We start from the raw sequence: 14,236 nt of genomic DNA, 5'->3' as shown, positions 1-14,236 counted from the left end.
CGCTGAAAGCATCTAAGCGCGAAGCCAACCTCAAGATAAGATTTCCCACCGTAAGGGTAAGACCCCAGGAAGACTACCTGGTTGATAGGTCCAAGGTGTAAGCTCAGTAATGAGTTCAGCTTATGGATACTAATAGGTCGAGGACTTGACCTAGTATTAATTTGTGCAGTTTTGAAAGTATTAAATACTTTTAAAAAAAGATTATGTGGTTACAATAGCAAGGAGGATACACCTGTTCCCATTCCGAACACAGAAGTTAAGCTCCTTAGCGCCGATGGTACTTGGAGGGAAGCCTCCTGGGAGAGTAGGACGTAGCCACGTAGTCTTTTTTTATGTGTAAAAAAAGAGACTTCCAGGGTGATGGTTGGAAGTCTAAATGAGGTGTTTTGTAATTGTCTGATTACTATTATTATCGGATGTATATAATAATAGTTTAGTAGAAATTTTTATTCAAGTGTACAGGCTACACTTAAGTTGCTCCACTTGCCACATTTATCTCCCCATCTAGCTACTAATTCGTCGTCTCTATAAATTCCGACAACTTCACATACATTAGGGCAGTTATCACATTCAAAACCTTTTACTTTAAAGTCTTTATCTGTTATATCAAATCCAAGGAAATTGGTTTTTTCTTTATTTTTAACTTCTTCTTTTGCAAGAAGTGCTGATCCTATAGCACCCATAACATTATGATGCTCAGGAACATATATCTCACATTCAAGAGCTCTTTCAAATGCTTTTTTTATTCCAATATTAGCAGCAACTCCACCTTGAAATACTATAGGACCTTCTATGTCTTTTCCTTTAGCCAAATTATTTAGATAATTTCTAACTAATGCTTCACATAATCCATTAATTATGTCTTCTTGACTATATCCAAGCTGCTGCTTATGAATCATATCAGATTCTGCAAATACAGCACACCTTCCAGCTATTCTGACTTGGGTACTAGAATTAAGAGCTAAACTTCCAAACTCTTCTATAGGAATTCCAAGTCTTGATGCTTGTCTGTCTAAGAAAGAACCTGTTCCAGCAGCACATACTGTATTCATTGCAAAATCACTTATAATATTATTTCTTAGTAAGATAATTTTTGAGTCTTGTCCACCTATTTCTAAAATAGTTCTAACACCTGGAACAAAGTTTAATGCAGCAATTGCATGAGCGGTGATTTCGTTTTTAACAACATCAGCGCCTACCATAACACTAGCAAGTTCTCTTCCACTGCCAGTTGTTCCAACTCCTGCTACTTTTATATTATATAAATTTTTTAAAGCTTCTTTCGTTTTTCTTAATCCTTCTTTTAGAACATTAATTGGATTTCCCATGGTTCTTATATATAATTTTTCTAATACTTTATTATTATCATCTATAACTACTATGTTAGTACTAACTGAACCTACATCAATTCCAAGATAAACATTCTCCATTTCTTACAAGCTCCTTTCTTTTTGAAAGTAAATCAACAAAAGCTTCTATTCTTGTCAAATATCCAGCTTCACCTGTCATTTCATCTAATATTAATGATAAAACAGGAATATTTTCTTCTTTTTCTACAGTTGGAAGAATGCTTTGTGCTACAATTTCAGGCATACATGTAAATGGTAGTAGGTGAATGACACCATCATAATTTTTTTGACTATATCTAACTGTATTACCTATAGTTTGTTGAGCATGTCCTCCTATTTGTTTACTTAAATATGGTTCTGATGCTTTGTAAATTTCTTCCTTATCTGAATTAATAAATGGAAGAAAATCCATTTGTTCTTTTAAAAATTCACTAGAACTCATTGATTTGTGAACTTCAATTCCCATATTCCCTAATTTTTTTTCAATGTTTAAATTTATAAAGGGCTCTGCAACTGTATATATTTCTCCTACAATTCCTATTTTTAAAACATCTTTATTTTTATCTATTCTTATTTGTTTAAGTTTTTCTTTGTTTTCTTTAATAATTCTAATTGTTTCTTTATATCCTCTCGAGCTATTTATTTCTCTTTCAAATTTAGAATATAGCTTATCTACTTCACCTTTTATTATCTCTCTTGGTCTTATGGTATTTGCAATATCATCAAATTCATCAACCTCAAACAATATGTTTAAACCTTTTTTAAAAGCTGATAAGATTTTGAAATAGTTGCTTGTATTGGATACTTTCTTAAGTTTTTGGAGGAAATCTTTTATTTCATCTAGATTTCTAAAAGGTTCTACAGAAATCATCTCAACATCGTAACCTAAATCATCTAATATTTCTCTTTGAAGTGTATTATATAAACCTAATCTACAAGGGCCGCATCCACTTATCATAAAAATAGTATCTGCTCCTTTTTTAATTCCTTCTATATAATTTCCCATATTAATTTTAAAAGGCATACAAATAAGTTCAGGAGAATACTTTGTACCAATCTCAAGGGTGTTTTTACTACATTTTGGAGGAGTTATCACCTCTGCATTTAGTTCCTCAAACATAACTTTAAGAGCAACGTATGTATTACCCATGTGCGGAAATGTTACCTTCATCCTTATCCCTCCATTTAATCATATCTATAAAAGCTTCAATCCTTGTATTTAAACCTCCTTCTCCTGTATGTTCATCTAAAGTTAAAAGCATAAAAGGAATGTTGCTCTTTCGTTTTATATACCTTTCTATTGTGTTAACTATAATAGAATCAATTCCACATCCAAAAGATGATACATATATAATTCCATCAACGTTTTTATTTTCGATTAAATAAAGCGTAGTTCCAATAAGTTTTCTTGCAAATGTCCAAAACAGCTTTCCCTTATATTTTTTAGAGTATTCGTTAATATGAATATCATCTATCATTTGAGGAGTTAATACATCAATTTGATTTGAACTTATTTTATTTATTGCATTCATATTTACATAAGTATCATATAGGTTATATGAATGGCCCATAAGCATAATTTTTTTATTATTTGTATTAGGTATATTATTTAATGTATTTTTTTTATATTTTTCAAATTTTAAATATGCTATATCATAAGCACGTGATATATCATTAAAATCATTTGAAAAATATTTTCCAATTTCATATATAGTTTCATTTAAATTGTTTTTTGATTTTATAAAATCAATTTCAGTGCTAATAATTTTAGGTAAATCTTTTATTGAGTTTTTGATCATCTCAGGTAGGCCACAAAATTTTGGACAAATATGTTCACCTTTAAATAGGCTCATTATTCTAGGTATAAAAATATAATCAACTTTATCCTTTAAATTTAATACATGTCCGTGAAATAGTTTTACAGGAAGACATGCATCATCTACTGTACTTTGTACTCCTTCGTTAAGTATTGTTTTATTTGTATTCTCAGATATTATAACCTGAGCTCCTAATTCTTCAAAAAATGTTGTCCATAAAGGGGCGTATTCATGAAAAAGAAGTGCTCTAGGTATTCCAACTTTTGTTGACATAACATACCTCCCAATCTATCATCAGTTTAATATTATTACCAAATATTATGAATTTATTCATTTTAAAATATTAGATTAAATCTTTTTTTCTGTGGTATTATTAGATAAGTAACTAAAATTAAGGAGAGATAAAATGATTGATTTAACTAAGCTTTTAAGTAAAACTGATATAGAAAAGGATTGTATAAGATATTCAAAGGATTGTAGTAAAGCTAAAAGCGGAGTACGAAAAGGCATGGGTCCTGTTGTGGTATGGAATATAACTAATATATGTAATTTTAAATGCAAGCACTGCTACTCAAATGCAGTTTCGTATAAAAGTGAAGAAGAGTTAAGCACTAAAGAAGTAAAAAAGGTTATAGATGATTTAGCTAGTATAAATGTGCCAGTAATATTATTATCTGGAGGAGAGCCTCTTATGAGGGATGATATATTTGAGATTATAAAATACATAAAATATAAAGGTATCAGTGTGAGTCTTTCAACTAATGGAAGTCTTATAACACAGGATACTGCTAGAATATTAAAAGATTTAGGTATTGGTTATGTGGGTATTAGTTTGGATGGGACTTCTAAAACTAATGATTATTTTAGAGGAGTTAATGGAGCATATGATAGCATTGTAAATGCTATAAAAAATTGTAAAGAAGTAGACCAAAAGGTGGGTCTTAGATTTACTATTCAAAAGAAAAACTATAAAGAGGTAAAAGATATTTTAAAATTAGTAGATGAAATGGATATTCCAAGAATTTGCTTTTATCATTTAGTTCCTAGTGGAAGAGGCCAAAGTATAATTGATGATATGTTATCTCATGATGAAATTAAATATGTTATAGATGCTTTATATTATTATGTAAAAAATATGGTGAATGAAAATAAAAATATTAAAGAGATATTAACAGTTGCAAATTTTACAGATGGTGTATATGTATATCTAAAGGAAAAAGATGCTAATCAAAAAGAAAGGATATTAGAGCTTTTAAAAAGAAATGGTGGAAATAGATCAGGAAGTGCAATTGCAAATATTGACTATAGGGGAAATGTATATCCAGATCAATTTTTTAAAAGTCATATACTAGGAAATGTAAAAGAGAACTCTTTTTCTGAAATATGGAATGGAGAAAATATATTTTTAAGTGAACTTAGAAATAAAAAAGAAAAAGTAAAGGGAAGATGTAAAAGCTGTGAATATCTTGATATATGCAAAGGGAATTTAAGAGCTAGAGCTTATGGATATTACGGTGATATTTGGGCTGAGGATCCTAGCTGCTATCTTACAGATAAAGAAATTGGGGTGAAAAATAATGATTATATCATGGAACATGACTAAAAACTGCAATTTATACTGCAAGCACTGCTATAGAGATGCAGGTCCTAATGAAAAGCAAAAGGATGAATTAAATACTAAGGAAAGTAAAGAATTGATTAGAGGAATAGCTAAAGCAGGATTTAAAATATTAATTTTTAGTGGAGGAGAGCCACTTCTTAGAGAAGATTTGTTTGAGTTGACAGAATATGCTCACTCATTAGGTCTTATAGTTGGACTTGGAACTAATGGAACTTTGATTACTAAAGAAATTGCAAAAAAATTAAAGGAAAGTAAAGTTCGTGCAGTAGCAATAAGCTTAGATAGTTTAGATGAAAATAAACATGATGAATTTAGACAAGTTAAAGGTAGCTTTAAGGATTGTATAAGAGGAATTAAAGAAAGTATAAATGCAGGACTTAAAGTTCAAATAAATACTACTGTAACTAAATCTAATTATGAAGAGATAACTAAAATTACTGATTATATTTCATCTCTTGGTGGACATTCTCATCATCCATTTTTTCTTGTAGAAGTAGGACGCGGGAAAAATATAGGGAAAGAAGGTTTAAATAAAAAAGAATATAAAGAAATTATAAATAGAATACTTGATAAGCAGAAAAATACTCATATAGAATTAAAGCCAACTTGTGCTCCACAGTTTATGGTAGAGGCTAAAGAAAAAGGGATGGATATGAGGTTTAGCAGAGGATGTATTGCTGGAATTAAATACTGCTGTATACTACCTAATGGAGATGTTCATATTTGTCCATATCTGCCTATAAAGGTTGGAAGTGTTAGAGAAAAGACTTTTGATGTTATATGGGAACAAAGTGAAATTTTTAATAAGCTTAGAGATTATAAAAATTATAAAGGTAATTGTGGATCTTGTAAAAATATAAATATTTGTGGAGGGTGCAGAGCCAGAGCCTTTAGTAAAACTGGAGATTATCTTCAAGAGGATACTTTTTGCTTAAAGGGGGACGATTAAAATGGATTGTATAGATGGTAAAATTTTAAATGAAGTTCAAAATGGAATACCTATTAAAAAAAGACCTTTTAAAAAAATAGCAGATAATTTAGGTATAAGTGAAGATGAGGTTGTAAATAGAATTAATAGCTTAAAGGAAAAAGGATATATAAGAAGGTTTGGAGGAATATTTGACAGCCAAAATTTAGGAGTTGTAAGTACGCTTATTGCTATGAAGATTGAAAAAGATATAGATTATGTAGCAAATATTGTGAGTGAATATAGTGGAGTAACTCATAATTATCAAAGAGAGGATGAGTACAATCTTTGGTTTACATTAATGGCTTCATCTAATGGAGAGCTTGAGAATATATTGAAAGAAATAAAAGATAGAACAGGAGTACAGGATATTTTAAGTCTTCCTTCAGTTAATAAGCATAAGGTTCATGTGCATCTTAATTTTGATAATAAAGGGTGATTTTATTTGGTAGATAATATAGATAAAGATATTATAGTTTATTTATCTCAAGATATAGAAGTAACTAAGGATATTTATGAGGATTTGAGTAAAAAATTTAATATATCTGAAGAAAATCTTATTAAAAGGTTAAAAAGATTAAATGAAAGTGGTTATTTAAAACGTATTGCTCCTGTTATGATTCATCAAAAAAGTGGTTATAACAGTAACGCCATGGTAGTTTGGGATATATCAAAAGATAATTTAAAAAAATTTATAGATATAATTAAGGGTATTAATAATATAAGTCATGTTTATGAAAGAAGAACAGATGAGAAATGGCCTTATAATTTATATACAATGATTCATGGAAGAAATAAAGAAGAAGTAGAGAATATAATAAATTATTTATTGCAAAAAATAGAAGTTAAAGATTTTAAGGTGTTATATACAATTAAGGAATGGAAAAAAACGAGTCCAAATTTATCAAAACTAATAAAAAAATAGTTATTTCTCGGGAAATATATTAGAATACATGGAAATTATATTTTGCATTTAATATTTTGTCGATTATTGAAAAACGAATTTGACATAATTAAGACAAAAAATACTTTATTTTTACCAATTAATGATATACAATGTATTTGTAAGAGATAGTTAAAAAATGAATATGTTACAAATTATGGGTTCTATTAAGATTAAAAGGGAAGTCGGTGAAAATCCGAGACAGCCCCCGCTACTGTAATCATTAACGAAACCTCAATTTACCACTGGTAAAAACTGGGAAGGAGAGGGAGTAGGTGGAATGTAAGTCAGGAGACCTGCCTATAATTTTTATCTGCTATTTCGGAGGGAGATATGCATGAATGAGGGCATGTTATGCCTTAATGCAAATCAAGACTCCATATGGAGTTTTTTTTTTGAAAAAAAGAGGGGTTTTATGAACAATAAAGTTGATATAATGAGCAATTTTAATAATAAAAAAAAGAAATTAACTATAGTAGGTATAACTTTATTTATACTTATTATATTCTTACTTATATTATCAGTAAATCTGGGAAGAGCTGATATTAAGATTGTTGAAGTAGTAAAAATAATTTATGGAAAAATTACATTTAATGAAAAGATTTTAAGTGATATAAGCAAAGCAAAAATTGCTATAGTTTGGAATATAAGACTCCCGAGAATTTTAATAGCAATATTAATTGGATGGGGGCTTGCGGTTTCTGGAACTGTTTTTCAGTCGTTATTAATGAATCCACTAGCAGATCCATATACTATAGGGGTTTCAACAGGAGCTGCATTTGGAGCAGTTATAGCAATATATATTAATATATTCATATTAAAAAATCCTGTACCTATTATTCCTTTTGCATTTTTAGGAGCGATACTTACATTGCTTCTTGTAATGAAAATTGCAAAGAGAAATGGATATATGAGTTCATCAAATTTAATAATTGCAGGAATTATTGTAAGTTCTATATTGTCAGCAGGTATAAGCTTTTTAAAAAGCGCATCTGGAGAACAGGTTTCAGTTATAATATTTTGGCTTATGGGAAGCCTTGATTCAAGAACTTGGAATCAGGTTGCTTTAAGCTTTCCTATAATTACAATATTAACACTTATATGTATATATTTCTCAGATGATTTAAATATACTTGCTTTAGGAGAAAAGCAGGCACGAGCTCTTGGAGTAAATACTAAAAAAATTAGAAATATATTTTTAATAAGTGCAGCAATGATTACTGCTATTTGTGTTTCTGTAAGTGGGATAATAGGATTCATAGGACTTATAGTTCCTCATATGCTGAGATTTTCTTTAACATCGGATAATAAAGCACTTATTCCATTATCAGCTCTTTTAGGTTCACTTTTATTGTTATTTGCTGATAATATATCAAGAGTTTTATTTAATGTTGAAATTCCAGTAGGAGTTATAACTACATTATTTGGAGGACCATTTTTTATATACATATTCATGAGTAAAAATAAAAGTATACAATGATTTTAGAAGGTGATTAAATGTTTAAGGTCCGAAATGTTAGTTTTAGTTATAAAGATAAGGTTATTCTTGATGATATAAATTTTTCTATAGAAAAGGGTAAATTTTTATCTATAATAGGTCCAAATGGATCAGGAAAAACTACTCTTTTGAACTTATTAACTGGATATTTAGAAAAAAAGAGTGGAAGTATAGAGTTTTTGGATAAAGAGATTAGAAATTATTCAGTTGAAGAACTTTCGAAAAACTTTGCAATAATAAGTCAAAATGAAGATATTAAATTTCCATTTACATGTCTTGAAATAGTAATGATGGGAAGAAATCCATTTAGAGAAAGAATGAAAAAATTAAGTGAAAAAGATTTAGATATTGTTTATAAAGCAATGAAAATTACTGATACATTAAAGTTTTCAGATTCACTTATAACTCAAATAAGTGGAGGAGAATTTCAACGAGTTATACTTGCTAGAGCTTTAACTCAAAAACCAAATATTTTGTTTTTAGATGAAGCTTTTTCAGCAATGGATATTTCTCAAAGAATTAAAGCTTTAAAAATAATAAAGAATTTAGTAATAAAGGAAGAATTAACTGTTGTATCAATAATTCATGATTTAAATCTTGCTTATATGTTTAGTGATGAGGTATGTGTATTAAAAGAAGGAAAATTAGTAGCACTAGGAAGTCCTAACAATATAATGACTACAGAATTTATTAATGAAGTATTTGATATAAATGTAGATAGAATTGAAAATAAAGGATTTTTAATAATGGTTTAAAACTCTTTTTAAGAGTTTAGTATTATAAGTTTTAAAATATATAATAAATAAGGGAGGAGATTTACTATGAAAATTAAAAAATGTTTAGCTCTATTATTGAGCTTAATGCTTCTTGGGGGAGCTTTAGTTGGATGTACTAGTGCTGGAGCTGCTGAAAATGATGAAAAAGAGGTTAAAAAAGATTCAAACAAGAAAGCTGTTCTTGTTGTAAGCTTTGGTACAAGTTATGCAGATACTCGTAAAGTTACAATTGAGGCTTGTGAAAATAAAATAGATAAGGCTTTTCCAGATTATGAAATGAGAAGAGCATTTACGTCAAATATTATAATTAAAAAGCTTAAAGAAAGAGATAATATAGAGGTAGATACTCCAAAAGAAGCTTTAACTAAATTAAAAGAAGAAGGTTTTTCTGAAGTTGTAGTTCAGCCACTTCATATTATGAATGGAGCAGAATATGATGATTTAGCTGCAGATGTTAATAATTTTAAAAATGATTTTGATAAATTAGTTATGGGAAATCCGCTTCTTACAAGTGTTGAAGATTATAAAAACTTAGTTGAAGCTTTAAAAGATCAAATGCCAGAACTTAAAGATAATGAAGCAGTTGTATTTATGGGCCATGGAACTCATCACTATGCAAATGCTACTTATGCATGTCTTGATTATGTACTTGAAGATATGGGAATAAGAGCTTATGTAGGAACTGTTGAAGGGTATCCTGAAATTGATAATGTAATTAAAAAATTAAAGAGAAACAATATAGAAAAAGTAACATTAATGCCTTTAATGCTTGTTGCAGGAGACCATGCTAATAATGATATGGCAGGGGATGAAGAAGATTCTTGGAAGAGCATACTTAAAAAAGAAGGATTTGTTGTTGAAACTTATTTACATGGTTTAGGTGAAAATGAAAAAGTACAAGATATGTATGTTGAACATGCAAAAGAAGCAATGAATACAGAAAAAACTGAAAAATAATAAATATTAATATCAAATAATCATCAGTTATTTAGCTGATGATTATTTGTATGTTGGAGGAATGAATATGAAAAAAATGGAAAATAAATTAGTTCTATTGTTTACTATATTAATTTCCTTAGTAGTATTTACAGGATGCACTAGTGTATTAGATAACAAAGAAGAGGATAATAAAAATTATGCAATAAGCTTTATAGACGATTCAGGAAATGAAATAAATATTAATGAGCCGGCAAAAAAGATAATATCTCTTTATTCTGCTCATACAGAAAATTTATTTGCTCTAGGACTTGATGATGAAATAATAGGTGTTGGAACAAGGGATATATATCCAGCTAAAGCACTAGAAAAAGAAAAGTATGATTATAAGTCAGATCCTGAAAAGGTTATTGCAGCAGAACCAGATTTAGTATTAATTAGACCTTTTATAAAAAGGTCAAAACCAGAGTTTGTAGATGCTCTTGAAAAAGCAGGGCTTACTGTAGTTTCACTATATCCTGAAAGCTTTGATGAATTTGATGATTATATAAAAAAATTAGGAATAATTACTGGAAAAAGGGATAAAGCTAATAAATTATTACAGGATTTTTATAAACAAATAAATGAAATAAAAAATACAACAAAAGATATAAGTCCAAAAGTTAATGTTTATTTTGAATCATCTGAAAATGGATATAAAACTGTAACGACAGATTCTATGCCTGCAAAAGCAATAGAAATTGCAGGAGGGTTAAATATAGCATTAGATGCAAAACCTATAAAAAAAGGAAGCTCAATAGCACCTTATGGAGCAGAAAGAATACTTGAAAAAGCTGATAAAATTGATGTATTTGTTTCTCAAAATGGAGTTATGAACGCAGGAGGAAATAAGCATTCAATAACTATAAGACCAGGATTTGATGCTATAAAAGCAGTTCAAAATGATAGAGTTTATGTTATAAATCAAAAAATTATATCTAGTCCAACCTTTAGATATTTAGATGGAATAAAAGAACTTTGTAGAATGTTTTATCCTGAAATATTTGATGATATATCAAAATTTAGCTTAGATGAAGAAATTACAAGAGATAAAATGGCAGAGATTATAGTTAGATTTAAAAATGAAGGAATATTTGTTCCTACTTCTAAATATTACAGAAAAAAACATAAAAGACATACTTATGGATTATTTAAAGATGTAGATATGAATAATGAATATTTTCATTTTATAGAAACAGCAGTAACGTCTGGATATATGGAAGGATTTAAAGAAAATAATGAAGAATATTTTTATCCTGAAAATAAAATTTCAAGAGAAGAATTTGCAAATATACTGTTTATGATAGGAGATTTGAAAAAAAAGGAGAATAATATAAGTATTAAGGATTTAGATAAAATGAAAAATACTAGAATAGTTCAAATTGTAGTAGATAATAAATTAATGGAACTTGAAGATGGAAATTTTAATCCTGAAAAATTTGTTACAGGAAAAGAAGTGGTTAAGTCTCTTGAAAAGTTAAGAGAAATAACAAAGTAAACAGGTGGAAATATGAGTGAAATTATAAAAATAGAAGATGTTACTAAAAAGTATGGAGATTTTACTGCAGTAGATAAGCTTAATCTAGATATAGAAAAAGGAAGTTTTTTTGGTTTGCTTGGGCCGAATGGAGCAGGGAAAACTACTCTTATAAGTATGCTTATAGGGCTTTTAAAGCCAAATGAGGGTAAAGTTTTTATAATGAATCAAGAAATGAATAGAAATAATGTTTTTTTAAAAAAACAAATAGGAATAGTTCCTCAGCATATAAATTTGGATAAAGACCTTACTGTTAAAGAAAATTTAATACTAGCTGCCAAATTATTTAAATTAAGAGGAAAAAAAAGAGAAGTACAAATAGAAAAGCTTCTTGATTATATGGATATTAAGAAAGTAGAAAATAGAATGGCTAGAAAGCTATCTGGAGGAATGAAAAGAAAGTTAATGATAGCAAAAGCTTTAATTCATAGTCCAGAAATACTGTTTTTAGATGAACCAACTGTTGGAGTAGATTTAAATGCTAGAAGAAAAATATGGGATATACTAAAGATTATGAAGGATATGGGTAAAACAATAATACTTACTACCCATTATATTGAAGAAGCTGAATATCTTTGTGATAAGATAGCTTTAATGGATAAGGGAAAAATATTTTATAATGATACAAGTGAAAATCTTAAAAGAAGTCTTGGAAAATATACTGTAGAATATTTTGATGAGAATAAAGTTACTAAATATAAATTTTTTAAAGATATAGATGAAGCTAAAAACTTTTCAAATTCTATAAAAGAAAACTTTATATTAAGAGATATAAGTCTTGAAGATGTTTTTTATAATTTTACAAATAGGAAGGTAACTTAAATGGAAGTAGGAACTATACTTTGGAGGGAGTTTATATTTTTTAAAAGAAAAGCATTTAAGATAACTGCAGGTGCAGTTATGAGTCCACTCCTTTATTTAATAGCCTTTGGATGGGGGCTTGGTGATGGAGTTATAGTAGAAGGGCACAGCTATATATATTTTATTATACCTGGAATAATTGCTTTATCTACTATGCATACAAGCTTTAATGCAGTATCAATAAGAATTACTGTTGCAAAGCTTCATGAAAAAAGCTTTGAGTATTATATGACAGCACCTGTTAAAATGTATCTTTTAACACTGGGATATGTTATAGCTGGGGCATTAAGAGGATTATATGCAGGATTTATAATACTTATAGTTTCTTATATGTTTGGTGTACATATTCATTTTAATATTGCTTTTATATTAGTATGTTTTTTAAATAGTATGTTATTTGCAGCATTTGGTTATACAGCTGCTATGATAATAGACAATCATTATGATATGAACAGATTCACTACTTTTGTAATAACTCCGATGACATTTTTATGTGGAACTTTTTTTTCACTAGATAAGATGCCAATTGCAGTTAAAAAAATAATAATGATATTACCACTTACTCATGTAACTGAAAGCCTTAGAGGAATTGCATTAGTTGATAAGATTAATTACATTTCAATATTAGTCTTACTTGTATATTTTATGGTTTTCTTTGCTATGGGGGTTTATGTAAGTTATAAAGAAATAAAGTAAAGGGAGGAGAAAGTAATGGGAAAATTTTATGGAATAGGAACGGGACCAGGAGATAGTTCATTACTTACAATTAAAGCTGTTGATGTATTAAAAAAATTAGATATACTTTATACGCCTGAACCAAAAAAAGAAGGAAAGAGCCTAGCTTTATCTATAGTTAAGGATTATATTAAAGGGGATATAGAAATAAAGCAAAGGCATTTTCCTATGAATTTTAATAGTGTAGAAAAAACTAAAGCTTGGGATGCTATTGCTGTTGAGATAGAAGAAGATGTTAAAAATGGGAAAAATGTAGGATTTGTAACACTTGGAGATCCTATGATATACAGTACATATGTATATATGCTTGAGAGAATAAAAGATAGAGTTGATGTAGAAACAGTGCCTGGAATTTCTTCATTTTCAAATATAGCTTCAAATCAAAATTTCCCTCTGGTAATGGATAAAGAACCCTTAGTTGTTGTACCTTGTACAACAGATGAAGAAAGAATAGATCATGCACTTAAGAATTACAACTCTATAGTTTTAATGAAGGTATATAAAAACTTTAAGAATATAATACAAAAAATTAAAGATAATAATTTATTAAACCATGCAATACTTGTTAGCAATTCTTCTTTAAATGAAGAAAAGGTTTATACTAATTTAGATGAATTAGATGCGGATAATATATCTTATTTTTCTACAATACTAATTAATAAAGAACAAAAGGTGAGTTAATTAAGTTGACAACTTACAAATAAAATGATAAGATTCTAAAAAGAAAAATTGTCTTTAATCTAGTCCAGAGAGGCTGGAAAGGTAATAAAATATGGAATCTTTGAATATTTAAGGGATACCTATGCCTTTCTGTGCCAAAATGCAGAAAGGCTTTTATTGTATAAAGAAAACCACCTGCTATGCGGGTGGTTCTGAAAAGCTTATAGCTATGAATAAAAAAATAACCTCCTTTGTTAAAATAGACTTAGGTTTGCCGACCAAGACCATAACAAAGGAGGTTATCCAAATGGATAAGAATAGTTTAGCACATACTCGATGGAATTGTAAATATCACATAGTTTTTGCACCAAAATATAGAAGACAAATAATATATGGAAAAATAAAAGTAGATATAGGAAGAATACTAAGAAAATTATGTGAATATAAAGGTGTAGAAATAATAGAAGCAAATGCATGTAAAGATCACATACATATGC

15 protein-coding genes, 2 rRNA genes and 1 riboswitch are annotated in these 14,236 nt (G+C 28.5%); of the genes, 14 read left to right on the top strand and 3 right to left on the bottom strand.

The features are described from left to right. Both BUA77_RS10870 and rrf read left to right on the top strand, forming a co-directional pair. Positions 1-153 (top strand): 23S ribosomal RNA (locus tag BUA77_RS10870); the annotation flags it as partial. Positions 154-204: 51 nt separating this feature from the next. Beyond that, positions 205-321, top strand: a 5S ribosomal RNA gene (gene rrf, locus BUA77_RS10865). Positions 322-446: 125 nt separating this feature from the next. On the opposite strand, the gene BUA77_RS10860 is transcribed toward rrf, so the two are convergent. From BUA77_RS10860 to BUA77_RS10850, 3 genes are read right to left on the bottom strand one after another with little or no spacing between them, the layout of a single operon-like run. Beyond that, entirely contained in the window at positions 447-1,430 is a 984-nt protein-coding gene (locus BUA77_RS10860) for an acyl-CoA dehydratase activase (protein ID WP_072890100.1), read from the bottom strand. Then, a complete protein-coding gene (locus tag BUA77_RS10855) occupies positions 1,405-2,520 on the bottom strand; it encodes an acyl-CoA dehydratase activase-related protein (protein WP_072890098.1) in 1,116 nt (371 codons plus the stop codon). The genes BUA77_RS10860 and BUA77_RS10855 overlap by 26 nt, the downstream gene beginning before the upstream one ends. Continuing rightward, positions 2,492-3,439 (bottom strand): acyl-CoA dehydratase activase-related protein, encoded by a 948-nt coding sequence (locus tag BUA77_RS10850; RefSeq protein WP_072890095.1) that lies wholly within the window; start codon positions 3,437-3,439, stop codon positions 2,492-2,494. The genes BUA77_RS10855 and BUA77_RS10850 overlap by 29 nt, the downstream gene beginning before the upstream one ends. Positions 3,440-3,572: 133 nt before the next feature. Between BUA77_RS10850 and BUA77_RS10845 the strand changes: the two genes are divergently transcribed. From BUA77_RS10845 to tnpA, 12 genes are all read left to right on the top strand, one after another. Then, complete coding sequence (locus tag BUA77_RS10845) at positions 3,573-4,769, top strand: radical SAM/SPASM domain-containing protein (RefSeq protein WP_072890093.1); 1,197 nt, start codon at positions 3,573-3,575, stop codon at positions 4,767-4,769. Continuing rightward, entirely contained in the window at positions 4,744-5,736 is a 993-nt protein-coding gene (locus BUA77_RS10840; RefSeq protein ID WP_072890091.1) for a radical SAM/SPASM domain-containing protein, read from the top strand. The genes BUA77_RS10845 and BUA77_RS10840 overlap by 26 nt, the downstream gene beginning before the upstream one ends. Position 5,737: 1 nt before the next feature. Beyond that, the gene (gene ahbA / locus BUA77_RS10835; protein WP_072890089.1) at positions 5,738-6,193 is read left to right on the top strand and encodes a siroheme decarboxylase subunit alpha; all 456 of its coding nucleotides are present in this window, start codon (positions 5,738-5,740) and stop codon (positions 6,191-6,193) included. A gap of 6 nt (positions 6,194-6,199) precedes the next feature. Beyond that, on the top strand, positions 6,200-6,679 hold the full coding sequence (gene ahbB / locus BUA77_RS10830) for a siroheme decarboxylase subunit beta (RefSeq protein WP_072890086.1): 480 nt from the start codon (positions 6,200-6,202) through the stop codon (positions 6,677-6,679). Positions 6,680-6,839: 160 nt separating this feature from the next. Further along, positions 6,840-7,015: riboswitch (cobalamin riboswitch) on the top strand. 97 nt (positions 7,016-7,112) lie between these two features. Then, on the top strand, positions 7,113-8,177 hold the full coding sequence (locus tag BUA77_RS10825; protein WP_072890104.1) for a FecCD family ABC transporter permease: 1,065 nt from the start codon (positions 7,113-7,115) through the stop codon (positions 8,175-8,177). Between the two features lie 17 nt (positions 8,178-8,194). Beyond that, positions 8,195-8,950 carry an ABC transporter ATP-binding protein gene (locus BUA77_RS10820; RefSeq protein ID WP_072890084.1) on the top strand — a complete coding sequence of 252 codons (756 nt, stop codon included), beginning with the start codon at positions 8,195-8,197 and terminating at the stop codon, positions 8,948-8,950. 66 nt (positions 8,951-9,016) lie between these two features. Continuing rightward, positions 9,017-9,928, top strand: a complete 912-nt coding sequence (locus tag BUA77_RS10815) for a sirohydrochlorin cobaltochelatase (protein WP_072890082.1) — start codon at positions 9,017-9,019, stop codon at positions 9,926-9,928. 67 nt (positions 9,929-9,995) lie between these two features. Then, positions 9,996-11,444: an ABC transporter substrate-binding protein gene (locus BUA77_RS10810; RefSeq protein ID WP_072890080.1), complete on the top strand. Its 1,449-nt coding sequence runs from the start codon at positions 9,996-9,998 to the stop codon at positions 11,442-11,444. Between the two features lie 12 nt (positions 11,445-11,456). After that, on the top strand, positions 11,457-12,305 hold the full coding sequence (locus BUA77_RS10805) for an ABC transporter ATP-binding protein (RefSeq protein WP_084605727.1): 849 nt from the start codon (positions 11,457-11,459) through the stop codon (positions 12,303-12,305). Continuing rightward, positions 12,306-13,040 (top strand): ABC transporter permease, encoded by a 735-nt coding sequence (locus tag BUA77_RS10800; protein ID WP_072890078.1) that lies wholly within the window; start codon positions 12,306-12,308, stop codon positions 13,038-13,040. A gap of 15 nt (positions 13,041-13,055) precedes the next feature. Beyond that, the gene (locus BUA77_RS10795; protein WP_072890076.1) at positions 13,056-13,760 is read left to right on the top strand and encodes a cobalt-factor II C(20)-methyltransferase; all 705 of its coding nucleotides are present in this window, start codon (positions 13,056-13,058) and stop codon (positions 13,758-13,760) included. 286 nt (positions 13,761-14,046) lie between these two features. Beyond that, positions 14,047-14,236 (top strand): IS200/IS605 family transposase (gene tnpA, locus BUA77_RS10790; RefSeq protein WP_143151349.1); only part of this gene is annotated, 190 nt, incomplete at its 3' end.

Origin of the sequence: Tepidibacter formicigenes DSM 15518 (assembly GCF_900142235.1) — a bacterium.
Taxonomy (GTDB): domain Bacteria; phylum Bacillota; class Clostridia; order Peptostreptococcales; family Peptostreptococcaceae; genus Tepidibacter; species Tepidibacter formicigenes.
This window is presented reverse-complemented; position numbering and strand designations above follow the sequence as displayed.